This is a genomic window from Sphingobacterium psychroaquaticum, from assembly GCF_004421025.1.
GTDB classification, from domain to species: Bacteria; Bacteroidota; Bacteroidia; order Sphingobacteriales; family Sphingobacteriaceae; genus Sphingobacterium; species Sphingobacterium psychroaquaticum.
The window spans coordinates 2,016,328-2,035,738 of the sequence record NZ_CP038029.1 but is presented as its reverse complement, the minus strand read 5'-3'; the positions used below and the strand labels follow the sequence as shown (position 1 = coordinate 2,035,738).

At 39.8% G+C, this 19,411-nt stretch carries 21 protein-coding genes; 9 read left to right on the top strand and 12 right to left on the bottom strand.

What is annotated here, in order from left to right; translation table 11 throughout:
• Positions 1–211 precede the first annotated feature (211 nt).
• From E2P86_RS08485 to E2P86_RS18350, 7 genes are all read right to left on the bottom strand, one after another.
• The gene (locus E2P86_RS08485) at positions 212–475 is read right to left on the bottom strand and encodes a hypothetical protein (RefSeq protein WP_134432358.1); all 264 of its coding nucleotides are present in this window, start codon (positions 473–475) and stop codon (positions 212–214) included.
• Between the two features lie 2 nt (positions 476–477).
• Complete coding sequence (locus E2P86_RS08480) at positions 478–1,212, bottom strand: MBL fold metallo-hydrolase (protein ID WP_134432356.1); 735 nt, start codon at positions 1,210–1,212, stop codon at positions 478–480.
• Complete coding sequence (locus E2P86_RS08475; RefSeq protein WP_134432354.1) at positions 1,212–2,168, bottom strand: recombinase RecT; 957 nt, start codon at positions 2,166–2,168, stop codon at positions 1,212–1,214. The genes E2P86_RS08480 and E2P86_RS08475 overlap by 1 nt, the downstream gene beginning before the upstream one ends.
• 175 nt (positions 2,169–2,343) lie before the next feature.
• Positions 2,344–4,335 (bottom strand): AAA family ATPase, encoded by a 1,992-nt coding sequence (locus tag E2P86_RS08470; RefSeq protein ID WP_134432352.1) that lies wholly within the window; start codon positions 4,333–4,335, stop codon positions 2,344–2,346.
• Between the two features lie 10 nt (positions 4,336–4,345).
• Positions 4,346–4,567, bottom strand: a complete 222-nt coding sequence (locus tag E2P86_RS08465; protein ID WP_134432350.1) for a hypothetical protein — start codon at positions 4,565–4,567, stop codon at positions 4,346–4,348.
• Positions 4,564–4,884: a hypothetical protein gene (locus E2P86_RS08460; RefSeq protein WP_206368006.1), complete on the bottom strand. Its 321-nt coding sequence runs from the start codon at positions 4,882–4,884 to the stop codon at positions 4,564–4,566. The genes E2P86_RS08465 and E2P86_RS08460 overlap by 4 nt, the downstream gene beginning before the upstream one ends.
• 195 nt (positions 4,885–5,079) lie before the next feature.
• A complete protein-coding gene (locus E2P86_RS18350) occupies positions 5,080–5,640 on the bottom strand; it encodes a response regulator transcription factor (RefSeq protein ID WP_134432348.1) in 561 nt (186 codons plus the stop codon).
• Between the two features lie 120 nt (positions 5,641–5,760).
• On the opposite strand from E2P86_RS18350, the gene E2P86_RS08450 reads away from it, so the two are divergent.
• The 3 genes from E2P86_RS08450 to E2P86_RS08440 are packed head-to-tail and all read left to right on the top strand — an operon-like array spanning position 5,761 to position 7,230.
• Complete coding sequence (locus E2P86_RS08450) at positions 5,761–6,519, top strand: LexA family transcriptional regulator (RefSeq protein WP_134432346.1); 759 nt, start codon at positions 5,761–5,763, stop codon at positions 6,517–6,519.
• Between the two features lie 44 nt (positions 6,520–6,563).
• Positions 6,564–6,959, top strand: a complete 396-nt coding sequence (locus E2P86_RS08445) for a hypothetical protein (RefSeq protein ID WP_134432344.1) — start codon at positions 6,564–6,566, stop codon at positions 6,957–6,959.
• Positions 6,940–7,230: a helix-turn-helix domain-containing protein gene (locus E2P86_RS08440; protein WP_134432342.1), complete on the top strand. Its 291-nt coding sequence runs from the start codon at positions 6,940–6,942 to the stop codon at positions 7,228–7,230. The genes E2P86_RS08445 and E2P86_RS08440 overlap by 20 nt, the downstream gene beginning before the upstream one ends.
• Here E2P86_RS08440 and E2P86_RS08435 read toward each other — a convergent pair.
• Positions 7,220–8,428 (bottom strand): tyrosine-type recombinase/integrase, encoded by a 1,209-nt coding sequence (locus E2P86_RS08435; protein WP_134432340.1) that lies wholly within the window; start codon positions 8,426–8,428, stop codon positions 7,220–7,222. The two genes, E2P86_RS08440 and E2P86_RS08435, sit on opposite strands and share 11 nt — an antisense overlap.
• Before the next feature lie 170 nt (positions 8,429–8,598).
• Between E2P86_RS08435 and E2P86_RS08430 the strand changes: the two genes are divergently transcribed.
• The gene (locus tag E2P86_RS08430; RefSeq protein ID WP_134432338.1) at positions 8,599–10,230 is read left to right on the top strand and encodes an ABC-F family ATP-binding cassette domain-containing protein; all 1,632 of its coding nucleotides are present in this window, start codon (positions 8,599–8,601) and stop codon (positions 10,228–10,230) included.
• A 49-nt stretch (positions 10,231–10,279) separates the two neighbouring features.
• Here the strand turns inward: E2P86_RS08430 and E2P86_RS08425 are convergent, their stop codons facing one another.
• Genes E2P86_RS08425 through E2P86_RS08415 form a run of 3 tightly spaced genes read right to left on the bottom strand, consistent with a single transcriptional unit; the run spans position 10,280 to position 14,011 of the window.
• Positions 10,280–10,927 (bottom strand): MgtC/SapB family protein, encoded by a 648-nt coding sequence (locus tag E2P86_RS08425; RefSeq protein ID WP_085472927.1) that lies wholly within the window; start codon positions 10,925–10,927, stop codon positions 10,280–10,282.
• Positions 10,928–10,946: 19 nt separating this feature from the next.
• Positions 10,947–13,325, bottom strand: a complete 2,379-nt coding sequence (locus tag E2P86_RS08420; RefSeq protein ID WP_134432336.1) for an endonuclease MutS2 — start codon at positions 13,323–13,325, stop codon at positions 10,947–10,949.
• 14 nt (positions 13,326–13,339) lie between these two features.
• Positions 13,340–14,011 (bottom strand): DUF4296 domain-containing protein, encoded by a 672-nt coding sequence (locus E2P86_RS08415; protein ID WP_166785173.1) that lies wholly within the window; start codon positions 14,009–14,011, stop codon positions 13,340–13,342.
• 79 nt (positions 14,012–14,090) lie between these two features.
• Between E2P86_RS08415 and E2P86_RS08410 the strand changes: the two genes are divergently transcribed.
• The 5 genes from E2P86_RS08410 to E2P86_RS08390 are packed head-to-tail and all read left to right on the top strand — an operon-like array spanning position 14,091 to position 18,520.
• The gene (locus E2P86_RS08410) at positions 14,091–14,801 is read left to right on the top strand and encodes a YggS family pyridoxal phosphate-dependent enzyme (protein ID WP_085472924.1); all 711 of its coding nucleotides are present in this window, start codon (positions 14,091–14,093) and stop codon (positions 14,799–14,801) included.
• The gene (locus tag E2P86_RS08405; RefSeq protein WP_085472923.1) at positions 14,779–15,231 is read left to right on the top strand and encodes a GNAT family N-acetyltransferase; all 453 of its coding nucleotides are present in this window, start codon (positions 14,779–14,781) and stop codon (positions 15,229–15,231) included. Before E2P86_RS08410 ends, E2P86_RS08405 begins: the two co-directional genes overlap by 23 nt.
• Positions 15,231–16,061, top strand: coding sequence for a DUF3298 and DUF4163 domain-containing protein (locus E2P86_RS08400; RefSeq protein ID WP_085472922.1), 831 nt, complete (start codon positions 15,231–15,233; stop codon positions 16,059–16,061). The genes E2P86_RS08405 and E2P86_RS08400 overlap by 1 nt, the downstream gene beginning before the upstream one ends.
• Before the next feature lie 11 nt (positions 16,062–16,072).
• Positions 16,073–17,335, top strand: a complete 1,263-nt coding sequence (locus E2P86_RS08395) for an aspartate kinase (RefSeq protein ID WP_134432332.1) — start codon at positions 16,073–16,075, stop codon at positions 17,333–17,335.
• Positions 17,336–18,520 carry a class I SAM-dependent methyltransferase gene (locus E2P86_RS08390; protein ID WP_134432330.1) on the top strand — a complete coding sequence of 395 codons (1,185 nt, stop codon included), beginning with the start codon at positions 17,336–17,338 and terminating at the stop codon, positions 18,518–18,520.
• Here E2P86_RS08390 and E2P86_RS08385 read toward each other — a convergent pair.
• The gene (locus tag E2P86_RS08385) at positions 18,495–19,226 is read right to left on the bottom strand and encodes a ThuA domain-containing protein (protein ID WP_134432328.1); all 732 of its coding nucleotides are present in this window, start codon (positions 19,224–19,226) and stop codon (positions 18,495–18,497) included. The genes E2P86_RS08390 and E2P86_RS08385 overlap by 26 nt on opposite strands.
• Positions 19,227–19,411: the final 185 nt, after the last annotated feature.

The window sequence follows — 19,411 nt, the reverse complement described above, 5'->3', positions numbered from 1 at the left end:
TTGTCGATGCGAAGATTGAAAAACACCCGCATCTTGGATAGTGATTGCGTCTGCCTATTGTACAAGAGGATAAACTTGGATTTATCGAAAACCCATCCTAGTACCTCGTAATTTTGCATTTCCGTTAATACTGGTGAGGTAAGTTGACTTAAGATAGACCTTGTTATCTTAACCTTTTTAAGCTCTACAATCATATCTTTACTGATTAATGTTATTGATGCACCTTGTCTTGAGTTGGTGCGATATCGTACACTCCTGGATGAACTTTGATTGGTTCTACTCCGATATTTTCTAGATCATGCTCTCGTTTTAAGGCCTTGATGGTGCTCGCTGCATCCCTAACTCCTTTTTGAATAATCTGAAAGCCCTCCTTTACTTCAGAAACAAGTTGCGCGAAATTCTCATCCTCGCATTGCGGGAATTCAAAGTTTTGGATCCTTAAAAACATCTCGTTTATTTTTTCGTTGTCAGTCATAACTAAAAAGGATATTTATCAAAATTTTCGAAAGTCAAACCTGCAGTAGCAATGCTGACGGTTTTGAGGGTTGCGTCCTCAATTCGTTGCTTAAAGACTTTAGCGTCCGAGTTTCTATCGGACAAGTGAATAAGCACGATGTTGTTTACCGCGCGCAAATCGTTAGCTTTTAGAGTTTCAATACAAGTTTCAATGCTCATGTGGGATTGAATTACACGGTTACGCAAAAACCGATTTCCGGATAGCTTTTCGTCGATAATATCTTGGCTATAGTTGGCTTCGATTAAAACATTGGTAAGCCCAGGAAACTGATAATCGCAATAGATGGTATCGGTTAGGAAAAGCGTGGTACCCATTTCCTCGTGCTTGATAAGGAAGCCACACGGCTCATTCACGTCGTGATGAGTATCGAATGCAATAACAGCGAAGGGCCCTAAGTTGAAAGCCTTCCCTTTTGGCACCGCGATTAAACGATGACTTTCGAACTTTAATCCTTTGATCGTTCCGGCTGTAGCATAAATATCAATCCCTGACTTTACAGCATCCTTAGCACCTTTACAATGGTCGCCGTGCTCATGCGTAACTAAGCATCCTAATACCTTACCTAAATCGAAGTTCATAGCCTGTTTGATTTTCTCGAAGCGCACCCCACACTCGACAATAAGGGTATTCCCCTCATTGTCGGTGAAAAGGTAGCAGTTACCATCACTGTTACTATTAATGATGTGTAACCTCATTAGAAATTCATCTCAACTTGATCATCACCTGGGTTACTGTTGGGCTGGATTGCACTTGATGCCGGAGCCTCATTTGATGGCTGAGCATGCTGTTTTGCCTGTACTGGTGGCACAGTTGCTTTAACAGAACTAGGGTTTAATTCTTTAGTCTCAATTACTTGAGCATCTTCAAATGAAATAGCTTGTTTATTGGCGTTTTGTCTAATTTGATCCTGAACCTTATTTGCAGTTTCATCGAGTGGCTTATCATCTTCTTTGTCAAAAAGAACGCTGTCATCAGATCCGCGAATTATCAGTTTACATCCACGATTGATCACAGTTTTAATCGCCATTTGGTCACTAAAGTTCTTATGAGCACCACTATTACCTTTTGATCCCCCTTGATTCCATGCGGCTCTAATCTGTGTGATGTTCATAATCTCGACATCTTTAGTGCCATCGGCTAACTCGTATGCGAAATATGCTCCTACCACCTCGCCACCGATATTTTCTAAAGACTGCTTGTGTTTTAAAATTCGTGTGCGGTAAGGAAATTCTAAATCCGTCTCAAATTCAAACTCATCGCCTTTAAAAATGGCTCTTTGGTTATGGTTTACTAAACCACCATATCGTTTCGCGAGAACCAGGTTACCTGTGTATTCAGGACTAAAATCTAGCTTACCATCATAAGCAATAAAATCACCTTGTTTTTTAAGCGGAGACAATCCCCACACAACCATTTTTAGTAAAGCATTTGCAATACTTGCTTGGGTGCAGGATTGAAGAACAGGATTATTGCTTCTGTCTTTAGTTTCTTGAAGAATTAACATGGCGCTTTTTAAAGCATTTTCTGGACTGTAATCCTTAGGAATGCGTAGCTCCCCAGACTGCTGAAAGGAGTTTACTTTCGCTAACACCGATGTGGTAATATTCTTTTCTTCTTGCTGAAGTGCTACTGCTGATTGTTGATGTGACATCTTGATTTTTATTTTAAGGTTTTATAAATACACTGTTTTGGTTCATCCGCAACTCGCGGCATTTTAATTTTACCACACCACATTAAAACCGGATGTTCGCCCGGGTGCATGTATATGCAACCCGAGCAAGACACCGACGTGATTATTGGGTATATCGTATTTGGCTTTTTAGCCATTAGGCGACTCTTAACTTGTCGTCCTGAGGTGAAACAATAAGGTTGATGGTTTGCGCTGCAGTATCAGGTATTACAGAAACAGACTCACGATTGTCTAAGAATACGGGAGCTACAACACCATAATGAGCGGACAGCGTATTAATGATATCGATACCAACTAGAATTTTTCCAGCCGTATTAAGGTCTGAAAATGGCACCCCATTATAAGTGGTTTGACAAGTCGGTTCCTCACCACCGTTAATCAAAGGCTTGAACAACTTGAATTTCGCAAACTTGAACATTCCGTTAACACGGTTTTCCAACTCTTCAGATTTCGCTTTCTCGTATTTCTCTGCAGCGAACTCTTGCTTTTCAAGCGAAGCCAATTCTTGAGACATCGTTTTCTCCTGATCCTTAAGCTCCTTGATACGCACATCCGCTTTAGCAATAATGTGTGATGTATTAAGCTTACGTTTCTCAGAATCCAATTCCGCATTAATCGTTGCTTTATTCACGCGCAAGTCACCATAATCTACGGACTTGGTTTCCATTTGCCCCTGAAGCTCAGTAATCTTGCTTATTTTGATGGCAATAGAATCATCCTCTCTCAGGCGATCTTCATAAGACTTAACCTCAACACTCTTGCTGGCTGCTGCTTCAACCTTCCGTTCAACTTCTTCCAAAGAGGATTTAAGACTATTTATCGAAGTCTTGAGAGCCGACTTCGTTGTTTCAAATTGTTCCCTAGCTTGCTCAATATCGGCATCACGATTAGTCAAATCCTTTTTTAAACCAGCTCCTTGAATATTTATGCCTTCAAGTTCCTTACGCTTGATTTCATTGAACTTAGATTGTAACTCAGTGATGTTGTGGGCCTCATGCTCACGACCACACTCTTTACATATCTTTTCATCTGGATTAAGCTCACGCCCATTTACTGAAACGAAAAGAGTCCTTAAACTCGCTAAGCGGTCATTGATATCTTGCTTATCACGTTCGATACGTGCCAACTGATCAGCGTGAGACTGCTCAAGCTGCTTTAATTGATTTTCCTGCAAACGCAATTGGGAATCTAAACTATTAAGCTTGGCTTTGTCCTCGTTTATTCCTGAGTTTGCTGCATTAACATCTGCATTATAAGCCGAGCGGTGAGCGGCTTCGATGTTTTGGATTTCCAGTTTTAAAGAATGAATCTCTTTTTGAACCGATTGGATACGGGAATTTTCTTTCTCATTTGCAGCGTTCTTGTCAATAATCGCTTGTTCCAAAGAGTCGTACTCAGTTTGCAACTCGGCAATCCGGGCATTTACTTCGATTTCATTTACAGGTTCCGGCTTACCACGTTCAGCCTCATCGATACGGCCAGGGATTTCGACCAGCTGATCCTTAAGGTTTTTCTTTTCTCCGGCAACCTTCGCCTTGAATTCTTTCAAGTTTTTACCGTCCAAAGAGTTTAACAACTCCTGCAATTCGGGATATTTACTTGTAATGAATCTGTCAGTAATCTCGCCGGCCAACTCTGACAATACCGAACGCTGGTCCTGCCATTTCTGAGAATTGAAATAAAGCGGATTTGTTATCAACTTAAATACATTCTCAGGAAGAAGATCATTTACTTTAGCTTGAAACTCACTAGAATTTACCGGAACCTCATTCCAGAAATACAGGTGCTCATTACCGGTGAACTCAGCAACCTCTTCCCCCCTCTTTTTTGTCCATTTTTCCTTTTGGATATGGCGAATGGTAATATCTTGTCCATCGACTTCTAGAACTGCAGATACTTCGTTTTCTGTACGATCCTTTGTAGCACCTGCCTGATCCAGCGGTTTAACATTGAAATCTTTACGATCGGCAGAGTCCTTTCCAAAAAGCAACCAAGTGAAGGCGTCGAAAATAGTTGTCTTTCCAGAAGCATTTGCTCCATAAATGTTAGTGATGAAATTGAAATCAACTGTAAAGTTCTTTACTCCTTTAAAGTTGATCATTGTTAAGGTTTTGATTAGGATATTCATTTTTTCTATTTTATGATAAGAGATTTATTAACTGTTCCAGTTTACTGTCTTTATTGATTTTTGGGAGCTCAATGTAATTCCCCTGAGTGGTTATCTCCACCTTTTCCATGTTTGTAATCTCAATTACTACACTTCCTTTTTTAAGCTTATGGTCCACAATACTATCACCATCTTCGTCCCGCCATTCGTACCGTTCGAACCCAAGTGCTTTTAATTTATCTTCAGTTATCATGACTTCTTCTTTGTTTTTATTTCGGCACCTTTGTTTTTAAAGTATTGGCTGTTTATATACTCTGCGACAGTTCTTGAAGCGGCTAAAGCTTGAATCTCCACACGATCAATTCTCCAAGATTTATATAGGTCTCCACGAGTGGTAATTAGGCCGTCTTTAATCCAGCCATCAACTATCCCCCTCCCATAAACCCGATATGCTTCTGACTTATTCATATAAGGCTTGATTGCCCCAGTCTCGGCAAGCGCTTTAGTCGCTCCTAGCTCTGCCGCCTTCGTCAGCATGTTGCGTAGTTCGTAATCAAATACTGATGTCATTTTGCCTCCTTTCTAATCTCTATAAATCCTCCTTCGATGTTAGTCGTTGTAGGAAACTTAAAATCAGGTTGAACCTCCTTCATTTTACGTCCAGCAGTTTCAATAACTTGCTTTCTATGGCGTAAGGCAAACCTTAGCACATCACCTTCTTTCATATTAGAGATAAAGCTTACGACTGTAGGAGAAGGTTTAATACTAATTACCTTCATAGATCACTCCTTTCTGCATCGCGTAAATAGCCAGCTGCGTAGAATTCTTTAATCCGGTTTTTAATCGAAGGTTTTGCATGTGAGTTGAAACTGTTTCAACTGATATAAATAATCGTTCTCCGATCTCCTTATATCCAAGCGAACTACATTTAAGAACTTCGAGCTCCATCTTAGTTAACATGCCATACTCTGCTTTAATTGAGCAACATAACTTTCCTTCAAACCGACATTTCCCCCTTAAACCACACTCAAAGTATTCCTTATGAGCTATCTTCCCCTCTAAATTTATGTCAGGTTCATCATCAATACCACCAAAGCGGCAAACTATGTATCTATACATATGGTCTTCTGGAAGAAGGTTTTCCCATTCAGAAAGGGCTCTTAAAGCTTCAGGATGCTTTAGCATATCTGCCTCTATTAGAGAAACTACTTTGTCTGGAAAATTAGGCCACTCATGAGTTTGTCTCGCATGTACACAATAGAGCTTTCCTTCATTCTTAAAGAATTCCGCTCCATCATCTATTAAGCCTGCTATTATCTTTTTCATATATGGTACTCTGTTGGGATAAGGTTTATTAACTAATTTATTAACTTTGTTTGTTCGTATGGTACAAATGTAATTACTATAATTACACTGTACAAGTTGTAATATTACAATTATTTGTATATGTCTGTATATCAGGGAGAAAAAATTAAAACCTATCTTTCTAAAAATGGTATATCGGTAATCGAAGCAGCAAAAAAATTAGGTGTTGCTAGGAATACTGTTTACCAATATTTTAGAACGGACAATCTCACTCGAGAGGTTGTAATCAATATAGTTACAAAGCTAGACACAACAGAAGAAGAGGTATTTGGTTCATCAGACAATAAATCTCCTGTTAAAAGGATTAATCAAAATGCACGGGACCTAGGTGATGTCACAATCTACGAGGAAGATGGTGACAATAAATTCACGGAAATATCTCCTGGCCGTTACCGGATGGGGGTTGATCTTGTGCCAGTCTATGCACAAGCAGGATATTTAACAGGGTATGCGGATAAGGAATATATAGAAGAGTTGCCAAAACATTACATCACAGTTGACAAATTTGTAAGAGGAAAATACATGGCTTTTGAGATTTCAGGTGACAGTATGGATAATGGTGATATCCGTGAAGCTATGCCACACGGTACCATTGCCACTGGACGCGAAGTAAAAAGAGAATTATGGACCAGCAAACTACACAACCACCAATGGCCAAATTGGATTTTAATTCATAAAACCGAAGGTATCGTAGCTAAACAAATTGCGAACCAATGTCTCGATACTGGCACAATCACTTTACGATCCCTTAATCCAGACAAAGACCGGTACCCTGATTTTGATGTGCAAATTGACGATTTGGTACAAATTTTTAACGTTGTCAAAAGAGAATTGCAATAGATATGCCTAAGGTTTGGCCAACCTCCGAAATAGAATTGAAGGTTATGAACATTGTAAAAAGGCATTTGCAATCTGAGTTCGAAAAGTACCCAGGCGTATTGGATGGAGGAATACATTTTAAGTACAAGCCTAGTAAAATAAGGCTCAAAGTAATTGAACTTGGCAGTAGTGATTATCACAAAGTTAAAACCCTGAGTGATGTCAAGGATTTTACATTGAATATCAACTATCAGGACGAGAATAGAGAATTAGTAGAGCAGGTTACTGAAAGAATATCAGTTCTATTAGACAGCTCGGTCGTTAGAAACCTATTCTTTGAATTCGTATCAAAAGAAGTATTTAAAATATCCCCATACCTATGGTTGGGAAATAACCGCTTTATTTTAATAAATAACAGTTTATATAAAAAGAAAAAACATAATGACCGAACAGAAGATTGAAAAAGATCCTAACTCGTTGGAGGTCCAAGTGGGTAAGCGATTTAAAGAATTTCGATTAACATACAACATTAAGCAAACTGACATTGAAATCATGCAGAAACAAAATGTTTCCAGGATTGAAAATGGCAATAGGTTACCGAGTCATGAGCTAATGATTTACATGTTAACGAAATACAACATGGACCTTAATTGGTTGTTGACTGGCGAAAAACTATCCACGCGTAAAATCGCTGACCCGAAAAAGATAACAAGTGAAAGAGTTACGAAGTGACATTATCCCTAAGTAGATTTAGAACTCCCTGTTGAACATCATCTATTATTGACCAATCTTTCGCGATGTAAATGTCAGTAATCGTATTCGATGAGTGGTTGAGTGCAGCAGCCACATCATCTTTACTAAATCTACATTCATTCCTAGCTATGGTTGCGAAAGAGTGTCGCGCAGAATAAAATGTAAGGTTTTCTATTTTCAATTTTTTACCTATCTCTGTAAATGAATCACTAAGTCTATTATTAAGTGATTTTGATGATTTGTATCTTCTTTGAATATACCCCGCATATTTAATCACAAGATTTTTAGCTTCATTTGGCACTTTAACCGATATAAAAGCCTCATCTGAACGACTGCCTGAGGTTTTACTTCTCTTGTAATTAAATCTCACTATATTTTCATCGGTCAAATTACCCATCAGATCCACAGCATTCACGCCACATAGGTAAAACGATAACATAAACAAATCACGAGAAATAATATCGGCTTCAACTTCGAGCTCAAGATCACGAATAGCCCTTATTTGATTGACTGTTAAATTTTTGTTTATCGACTTCTTTGGAAGAACCTTAATAAGCTTTCTAAAAGGATCATTTGGAATCCGGATCTCTCCAGTATCTTCGTCATTATAGCGATCTCTCATCATATTAAATATTATTTGAATGTCCGCTAAAATATTCACGACTGTCCTATTCGACCTCCCTCCTCTTGCAACTGTATCCTTTCTGAGTGGTGACTTAAGAAACTCTTGGAAATCGGACAAAAACCTTGTTTTGATTTCAAGAGGACTCAACGTATCAGTGCCAACAAACTCCCTTAGCCTTGCCACAGAAGATCTTCTTTTGATCAACGTGTTCGGCTTTCCAGCAAATGCTTTTGAATAATCTTCAAAGAAAGTGAAGAAATCCATAGTTTCACCTTTCTGTATAAGCATTGACTTTATCTGGTCTGCACTCATGCTGTCAACTCGAATCCCTAAGGCATTTATACAATCTCTTAACCGATTTAACTCAACACCTAGATACTTGTCTATAAATATCTTTTTTAATCGTAACTTTGTATCCAAATCTTCTTTCTTCGCTGTAATTGAGGTATCGACGTAAACGGACTTTCCTTTTTGTGAAATTCTAATTTTAACATTCCATAGTCCGTTTTGCTTTTTATGATGCTTTAAAATTGTCGCAGAAATTGAAGCCATATTGATTGTAAATATTGTTGTGAAATATTTGTAAAGTTTTCAGCAACAAAAGTAGCAAATAATGCTGTATTTTTTAGCATTTTAATTTCAACAAGCTAACAATAATAGTATTGCAACATATTTAAAATCAGAGTTTTATATTGTTTTTTACATAAAATATACAAGTTTTAATGATTAATGTATCCAACCTATCGCTTCGTTTTGGTAAACGTGTGCTATTCGAAGATGTAAATCTTAAATTCACGTCTGGCAACTGTTATGGTATTATCGGTGCCAATGGAGCTGGGAAATCTACTTTTTTAAAGATTATTTCTGGCGAAGTAGACCCATCGACAGGATCGGTAGCGTTCACTCCTGGCGAGCGGATGTCGGTTCTTAAGCAAAATCACTACGAATTTGACGAATTCTCTGTTTTGGAGACCGTAATGATTGGTAACCAGGAGCTATACAAAGTAATGAAAGAGAAAGACGCCATCTACATGAAGGAAGATTTCTCGGATGCTGATGGTGAGCGCGCTGGTGAATTAGAAAGTTTATTTGCAGAAATGGATGGCTGGAATGCGGAGAGCAACGCAGCTACCCTTTTAAGCAACTTGGGTATCCGTGAGGAACAACATTATAAGCTCCTGAAAGAATTAGACGGTAATGAAAAAGTTCGTGTGTTATTGGCACAAGCACTTTTCGGAAAACCTGATGTCCTTATTCTCGATGAGCCAACCAACGATTTGGATATTAACACAATCGCTTGGTTAGAGGATTTCCTAGCAAGCTACGAAGCTATTGTATTGGTTGTTTCCCACGACCGTCACTTCTTAGACCATGTGTGTACGCATATCGTCGATATCGACTTCAGCAAAATGACGATTTATACGGGTAACTACTCATTCTGGTACGAGTCGTCTCAATTAGCGTTAAAACAACGTTCAGATCAGAACAAGAAAATGGAAGACAAGGTTAAAGAGTTACAGGAATTTATCCGTCGTTTCTCTGCCAATGCTTCCAAATCCAAACAAGCAACTTCTCGTAAAAAAGCACTTGATAAAATCAACATTGACGAGATCAAGCCCTCTAGTCGTAAATACCCAGCCATCATGTTCAACCAGATGGATCGGGAACCTGGAGATCAAATTTTACATGTGGAGGGACTCAGCAAGACAATCAACGGAGAAACATACTTCAAGGACATTACCTTTATGATCAATAAAGGGGATAAAATTACCGTCCTTGCTGAAAACTCCCTTATAACCACAGCATTTTACGAAATATTAAGTGGTAGAGATCAAGATTTCGGCGGTGAATTCAAATGGGGTGTAACGATTACCCCGACAGATATGCCAATCGAAAACGCAGAATACTTCGAGGGTATAAATGACAACCTGGTTGATTGGTTGCGTAATTACACCAATAAACCTGAGGCGGACGAGCAATTTATTCGCGGATTCTTAGGTAAGATGTTGTTCTCCGGCGAAGAGGTAATGAAGAAAGTATCTGTTTTATCAGGAGGAGAGAAAATGCGTTGTATGTTCTCCAAAATGATGCTACAAGGTGCCAACTTCTTAATCTTTGACGAACCAACCAACCACTTAGATCTAGAATCGATCACAGCATTGAACAATGGCATGAAAGATTTCCGTGGATCGATGTTATTTACATCACGTGACCACGAGTTAACTGAAACTGTTGCTAACCGTGTGATCGAACTAACACCAAATGGTATTATTGATAAGTTGATGACTTACGATGAGTATATCAATTCAGATGCTGTGAAAGCGCAACGTGAAGAGATGTACCGCAAAAAATAACAACAAATACTAATAAAAAAGCCGCATTAAACAATGCGGCTTTTTTATTTTAGATACTCGTAAAGGCATATACATAATCTAAGCTTACAATCTTCTCGTTCGCACGCCTTATATTTTTTCGCGTTCCCGTTACCTCATATAAAACCGTCAAATGCTCTCCCTCCTTTTCCATTCCTTTTCGGTTCAGCTTAATCTGATGTTCCTGCATAAACACTTCAAACTCGCGTAAATTAGACATTTGGATATCCTGAAAGGTAACACGGATATTCCGTATAAAGTACACATTCGCTAAAAGGAGTTCCATTTTTTGGAACAACGATAGGATGACGACCATGCTACCTGTCAGAACTAATGCTAAACCATAATGACCAAAGCCAATCATCATCCCAATAGCAGCCATTGTCCAGATGACAGCCGCAGTGGTCAATCCCTGTACCGAAAACTTACCGTGATAGATTACGCCTGCCCCCAGGAAACCAATACCGGTCACAATATTTGCTGCTATCCGATCATCCGAAAGGTGTCCCATTCGTGAAAGCAAAGTAAAAATAGTCGAACCAAAACAAATCAATATCAAGGTTCGAAATCCAGCTGATTTATTCTTAAACTCCCGCTCAAAACCAACGACAGCACCACAAACAATAGAAATTAAGATCGGTAAAATCTGGCTTTCGAAATCGAAGTCAAACGAGATCATAAAATATAATAAAAGTTAACTAGTTAATATATGCATGTGTTATACCATCACCGCCCCGATCTGCGTGTTCATCCTCAAAATGTGATACGTGACTATATTTACGTAGGTACTCACGAACGAATTTACGAAGAATACCATCGCCTTTACCATGCACAATTTTTAAACTTGGATAACCAATCATAACGGCTCGGTCAAGAACCAGCTCTATTTGTCGTAAAGCATCTTCTGTACGCATTCCCCGCACATCTACTTCAGGCTGAAAATCGGCAGCCGACTGAGTGGAGGTTCCCCGATTTCGGCGAACAACTTTCGACTTCTCTTTGCCATGTAATTTCTCTACCTTATTTTTCTTTACTACAGTCCGAAGATCTCCCAATGCAATAATAAGGTTATTTCCTCTCGACACCTCCATCACCTGTCCTTCAGTCCCTGCGTCCAAAACGCGGACCCAATCTCCTACCTCAATCGTTTCATCGACCGTATTTACCAGCTTCGGACTTTGCGTCACCACGCGTTTATCGGTATGATTATCGATAGCCTCGTGTAAATTACGGCGAATAGCTTTCGTTTTGTCTTTATCCGCTTGTACAGATTTGATCTCCGAAATCGTATTCTCCACCAATTTATTGGCATCTTTCAAAATCTGTTTTGCCTTTTCCTTTGCCTCACGTAAAATCTGACGTTGGTTCTCTTCCAAGTGGGTTTGTAACTCCGAGACTTCGGCTTGCAAACTTTGCAATTCCCGTTCTCGTTTTGTTACTGCCACCTTTGTATCGTGCACCACACGTTTATCACGCTCTAAATCGACCAACAATGTATCAACCTTCTTTTGCTGCTTACCAATCTTCTGTTTCGCTGAATTTAGTATTTCCTTACTAAGTCCTATTTTTTGCGCAATTTCAAATGCATAGGAACTACCCGGCTTTCCAACCTGCAAAATATATAAAGGGCGCATCGCAACATTATCGAAAAGCATAGATGCGTTTTCCAAACCCGGTGTATTACTTGCAAAGACCTTCAAATTGGAATAATGCGTGGTAATAACACCTCGAATATTTTTCTTGTGCAATGCCTCGAGAACTGCCTCTGCAATTGGTCCACCAAATAAAGGGTCCGTTCCTGTCCCAAATTCATCAATCAAAACCAATGTTCGCCCATCCGCAAAAGTGGTAAAATGCTTCATCTTAGAGAGGTGTGCACTATATGTACTCAAGTCACTCTCGATGGATTGATCATCCCCGATATCGGCAAAGATCTGCTTAAAGACACCTACTTTCGAGGTTGATTCAGCAGGAATTAACACGCCTGCCTGTACCATCATTTGTAATAAACCCACTGTCTTCATACAGACCGATTTACCACCAGCGTTGGGTCCCGAAACCAGAATAACCCGATCTACGGCATCAATTTTTATATTTAGGGGAACAACCGTCTCTCCTTGTTCCTTTTTGACACCTAGCAACAACAGTGGATGCCTAGCGTTGACCAGACTTACTTCCGCCTCCTTAGACAATTCCGGCATCTCCGCCTCAATATCGATCGCAAACAGGGCTTTCGCACGTACAAAATCCAGCTTGCTCAATAGGCCGTGATACGACATTAACAACGGGATATGCGGACGCAGTTCTGTCGTTAATTCGGTCAATATCCGAATAACCTCACGGCGACATTCAAACTCCAAATCCCGCACCTTATTATTGAGGTGAAATACTTCCTCAGGCTCAATATAAGCCGTTTGTCCTGTAGCGGACTCATCATGAATCAAGCCTTTCACCTTGCGCTTATTCTCTGCAAGAATCGGGATCACCAAACGACCATCACGGATAGTTAAGTTACCATCCGCCGTCCATCCATTATGCTGAGCTTGCTTAAATACTTGATCAATACGCTTGCGTGCTTCCTGTTCACTCTTGAGAATCTGTTGCGTCAAATTCAATAGATCACGAGATGCATTATCTTTCATCCGCCCACGGTCATCGATCACTTGTTCAATCTGGCGAACGATCTTTGTTTCTATTGGAAGGTGTTCAAATAATAACGTTAAGTGTGAATACTGCCCCTCACGGTCGTTAAAATAGCGAATGATTGCAAACACCGTGCGTAAGGATAAAAGAATACGATAGAATTCGTCCTCACCTAAGAAAGCTCCTTCGACCCGCGCTTTATCGGCCAATGGTTTTATAGGATACAAATGGTCCACTGGAAGTGGGGCATCGTTCAAGAGTAAATCCTTAAACTCTTGTGTTTGACGCAAGAACCTATCTATTTGATCAAGTTTTACTTGCGGTTGAATCTTCGCGACCATCTCCTTACCTGGTTCACTCAGGCATTTTGCGGTAATAAGATTTTTTATTTCAGTAAAACCTAATTTATCTATTGCGTTTTGAGGGAAAATCATAAAAATAAAATCAATTATTGTGCTGGTCCGTTCGACTCGAGCTCAGCAGCCTTAAGAGTAGAATCCGCATTCACCGGGGCAACAACACGAACCTCTTGCCCAGACGTACCGACTGGTAATGCTTCGAGCGGTTTAGGACTCACTGGTGGAGCTACCTGCAACGGTATCTGCTCCCCATATACATTTAACGTCAACCCTGCCTCTTCCATAAAACGAATAGCAGCGCTTTTATAGGTATACACTTCGCCAAACTCCTTACCCTTCAAGATCATCTTTTCGCCCTCATCCTTCAGCTTAGTAAAACGTTGCACTGTACGCATACTATCCATCACAAATACATTGCGGATCGAGTCCTCTGTTCTGTACCCTGCTTCGTATTTTGTTAAATTTTTGTTAACTTCGTCATACAGCGTCTTTGCAACATCGGGGTCACCTAGATAGTACGCTATATTTTTTTTGAAAAGGCTGGAATCTATGCCATGCTTCTCAAAAACTTGACCATAAAGACCATCAATAACTTTACGCGCACTATCTACATTTAGTCCATTGAGATAACCATCTATTAAGTGTATTTCCACCATCATATCGGTCATCTCACTACGTGACATAATCCCCTCTGGAACGGATTTTTTACAGGAAATTCCCAAAAAAAACGATGCGAATATAATGAGTAATAAGCGTTGCATTTCGTAAGTTTGTACAAATTTACAAAAAGGCATCTGAATAACCGCTTTTTAAGTTTTTGAACTTTGATTTTATACTAAAATGAGTATTGCTACAAACATAGAGTCTCTACAAGCGGAGCTCAAACCGATCGGTGTAACCCTTATTGCTGTTTCCAAAACTAAATCTAACGAGGAGATTATGGAAGCCTATCAAGCGGGCCAACGCATTTTTGGAGAAAACCAGGTGCAAGAACTCGTTGAAAAACAAGAACATCTACCTAAAGATATCGCGTGGCACTTAATCGGCCACTTACAGACCAATAAGGTGAAATATATCGCCGAATTTGTTACGATGATTCACTCAGTAGATTCTTTAAAGGTATTACAGGAGATTAATAAACGTGCAAAGCAACACGACCGTATAATTGATTGTTTACTGCAAGTTCATATTGCCGATGAGGAGGCAAAATTCGGTTTCGATCATGCGGAACTTATAGAGCTTTTGCGTAGTGAAGAATTAGTAGAACTACAAAATATCCGCATTTGTGGATTAATGGGAATTGCGACAAACACCGAGAACCAAAAGGTGATCAAAGAAGAATTCTATGAGTTGAAAATGCTCTTTGATGGTGTAAAAGCAAGTTACTTCCGAAAGGAAGATTTTTTTAGCATTCTTTCTATGGGTATGTCATCAGACTACCACCTGGCGATTGAGAAGGGAAGCAATATGGTTCGGCTAGGGAGTACGGTGTTTGGAAAGCGCGTTGTCAAACACTATAAACTGAAAGATGATAACAATACGAAAAGCTAAAGAGGCCGACTGTCCGGCCATGATGGAATTGATACAAGAATTAGCCACCTACCAAAGGGAACCGGAAGGTGTTTCCGTGACGATGGAAGAATTTGTGGCAAGCGGATTCGGCACTTACCCCGTATGGGGCGCTTTTGTGGCGGAACGCAACAATAAAATAGTTGGTATGGCCTTACACTACATACGCTACTCTACCTGGAAAGGACGCAGTTTGTATCTGGAAGATCTTATCGTAACCAAATCGGAACGTGGAAACGGAGTCGGCAAACTTTTACTGGATGCTACAATCGCCTACGCCAAAGAAATGAATTATAGTGGAATGACTTGGCAGGTCTCTACTTGGAATGATCCTGCTATTAACTTCTATAAAAAATACGAAACGGAGTTTGATAAAGAATGGATGAATGTATCTTTAACGTTTGCTGATTAATGTATCGCAACAAATTATATCTATGTTTATTGCTCGCAACAACGGGGTTGTGGGCGTGTGGGCCAGAAGGAAAGGTTAATAAGGTCGCCGAAGGTGCCACCTCTCCGGAAGCTATTTTTCCAAAGGACTCCTTGTCATACACGATCAAGAAGTTTGTGGACTTTAGTCCCTACTTCGCTGGCACCGAATCTACGTTGGATACGACTTCTTTCTCCGCAACTTATCCTGTCTTTAGCGAAGAAGTAAATGAGCTTGTAAAAGGCGCTTTATTTGTCGATGGCGAAGACTCTGTAGAACAGGTATCGGAAAGCTTTTTATCCAGCTTTAACGAGTATGCTGAAGATGAATTACACAGTGGAAACAAGGAGTTCCATGCGTGGTTTAAGGATCAACAAGCACGTGTCGTTTTAAACACAGGACGCTTCCTAACCGTAGCCAATGCCTTGACCGACTATACCGGAGGTGCACATGGCATGGAAGTAGAGCTGTGGTTCAATTACGATATCGCGAATAAAAAACGTCTTGCCCTTACCGATTTGGTGCAAGATACGACACGATTGAAAGAGATTGCCGAAAAACACTTTAGAAAGAAAGAAAACCTGAAAGAGACAGATTCTTTTGGTTCAGGATATTTTTTCGACAACAATCAATTCACCTTGGCAGACAACTACGGGTTGACCAGAGAAGGATTATTATTTCACTATAATATCTATGAAATAAAAGCATACTCTGAGGGATCTACAACGATAATTGTCCCATACAAAGAACTTAAAGGCCTAATGACCGAAGTCGGAAATCAACTGATTGACAGCCTTCTTCCTAAAAAATAATTCGTACATAAATGCAAGTATTCAAATTTGGCGGGGCATCGGTAAAAGATGCAGAGAATGTAAAGAATGTCGCCTCTATCATTGCAAACCATAAAAAAGATCAGCTTTTAGTTGTTGTATCCGCAACAGGAAAAAGTACCGATAAACTGGAAGAAGTAACACGTAACTTCGTGGAGAAAACGGGGCGTGCATTTGATCTGTTAGAGCAGGTAAAAGCAAGTCACCATGATATGTTGACGCAACTGTTTGACGACGTGACCCATCCCGTTTTTAATGAAGTAGCCAATTGCTTCGTCGAGATCGAATGGATCTTGGAGGAAGAGCCTCAAGACTCATACGATTACCTGTTTGATCAGATTGTCTCCACAGGTGAGATTGTTTCTTCGAAAATTCTTGCGGCATACGCAGCACATATTGGACTGCCTGTTAAATGGGTAGATGCACGTGATTATATCTTCACCGACAACACCTATAGAGAAGCAAAAGTTGATTGGGAAAAAACCGAAGAAAAGATCAGTCGTGAACTACCTCCTATCCTAAAGGATTATGTTGTCATCAGTCAAGGTTTTATTGGATCTACATCTGAAAACTTCACGACAACACTAGGACGTGAAGGATCAGATTACTCTGCCGCAATTTTTGCTTCCTGCTTAAATGCAACCGACATAACGATATGGAAAGACGTACCAGGGGTATTAAATGCAGATCCAAAATGGTTCGACCGTACTGAATTAATTCCAGAGCTGTCGTATACGGACGCAATCGAATTGACATATTATGGAGCAACGGTTATTCACCCGAAAACCATTAAGCCACTCCAAAATAAAAACATCGCATTAAATGTACGTTCGTTTATTAATCCTACGTCCGTCGGTACTTGCATTCGTAAACTGAATCAAGGTCTGCCTATCCCTTCATTTATTTTCAAGGTTAATCAAGTATTTATTAATATCCAACCTCGTGATTTCTCCTTTATATTGGAAGACAATCTTAGCCATATCTTTAATCTATTCCACAAGCATCGGATAAAAATTAATATGATGCATAATAGTGCGATTAGTTTTTCGGTGAGCATCGATGATACGGGTAAAAATGTAGAAACATTGCTTCAAGAGCTGGAGCTACGTTATAAAGTAAATGCAGAACGTGGGTTGGAACTGATTACTATTCGTTACTTCAATCAAGAGACGATTGATCGTGTGCTCGTAAATAAAAAGATTATCCGCGAACTCAAAGACAGCTATACGTGTCAATTATTGGTTAAAAACCTATAAATGAACCTAGCAATCCTATCTGCAGAGGTTCAGGCCTATATCCAGTCGGAACGAAAATCGGACCCCGCAAAGCTTGCTTTAGCGAAAAGTCCTTTTGCTTCGGTTTCGTCTGCTGAAATTGCCCGCCAAGTGGACGGATTGCAACGTGCTTATCGCAAGGTGCCGTCATGGGTAGATAAAGCCTCGCTCTACTATCCAGATAAATTAAATCTGGAGCAAAGTTCATCTTCGGAGACGGCTCATTTTAAGGCGAGCCTCCTAGAAGAGGGCAAAACCCTAATCGATTTGACGGGCGGCTTTGGCATAGATAGTTACTATTTTGCCCAAAGGTGTAAGCACGTAACACACTGTGAATTAAACGAGGAGCTATCGACTATTGTACGGCACAATTTTCATACTTTAGGAACACAGAACATCGACTTTCATCAGGGGGATGGTGTCGCATACCTGAGAGATCAGGTACAATCTATTGATTACATTTACATCGATCCCTCTCGGCGCGTTAAACAACAGAAAGTTTTTCGTCTGGAGGATTGTGAACCAAACATGGTGATCTTACAGGATTTATTTTTTGACAAGGCACCAATAATCATCAGTAAGCTTGCCCCTTTGCTCGATATCTCTTTAGCTCTCAAGTCTCTTAAAAATGTACGGGATGTATATATCATAAGTATAGATAACGACTGTAAAGAACTTATATTCATTCAGGATAAAGAATATATAGGCACTCCTGTTATCCATGCAACCCTTCTCGATAAAAATGAATCGTCCCGCACTTTCTCCTTTACGCTAGAAGAAGAAAGAGAGACAGTTACAAATTTTCATCAACCTGAAAAGTATCTTTACGAGCCGGATGTTGCCATTAATAAAGCAGGCGCTTTCAAAATAATTGCAAAACAGTTTAACCTTTCAAAATTACACCCGCATAGTCATCTATATACGAGTGACACGATTGTTGAAGATTTTTTAGGAAAGACATTTATCATTAATCAAGTCGAGCCGTTTTCAGTATTCAAAAAGACTAAAACAGCACTAAAAGGTAACGTTATCGCCAAAAATTTCCCCCTTAAGGTGGAAGATATACGCAAGAAATTAAAAATTAAAGATGGTGGTTCACTTTATCTTTTTTTCACAACTCAGGTGGATGAAACGTTGATTGTTATCTACGCGAACCGTCTTTCTTAAGTCCTAACGCATAACGGATCCCCCCGACTAGGTGTTTCTGAAAATTAGGTACGTCATAAGACTCTTCGGTATGTCCCAAACCTGTATAAAAAGATCTTCCGCCCTCAAATTCATGAAACCAGGCTACTGGATGAAATTTTCCCATTTGCCCCCCTTTATAACTTTGTTCATCTATAGTCATCAAAATATGTAAACCTGGTTGTATATCTTTGTAATCATACCATTCGTCCCGATGGATCCATGTTTTAGGTAAACTTTTCGTTGATAAATGCTTCGCATTAACCACCTCAATTTTAGCCTCTTGAACAGCCGGATGACTTTTAAAATAGCCGCCAACGAGTTGACCGTACCAAGGCCATTCATATTCCGTATCCGATGCCGCATGAATTCCCACAAAGCCTTTTCCTGAGCGTATAAATCCTTGTAAAGCTTCCTTTTGCGCTGTATTTAAAATAGAACCTGTTGTACTCAAAAAAATAACTGCGCCAAACTGCTTTAAGCTGTCCGTACTGATATAATTGGCGTCTTCACTATGCACACTCTGAATAGATTCAATGTTCAACAAATCCCGCAACGTGGCTGCCCCTTTGGGTATACTTTGATGCCTGAAACCAGCTGTTTTGCTAAAAATAAGCACTTTCTGTTGTGCGCTACTGTTGTGAAACCCGCAAAGCAAGAGAAGAGCCATACATATATTTCTGATCATTGGTATTTGGTTTAGGTTTAGGTTAATATTTATAAAATTTCCTTTTGCTAACTCGAGTTTTCAACTCGAGCTTATACAACTTGGGACACGAGCTATAAGCTCGCGCCAGCAGAGAAAGCCGCGCGACAGCGGCCGATGACCTGCCACAAACGACTAGCATTATCTGTAAATTCCTCCTCGTAGTC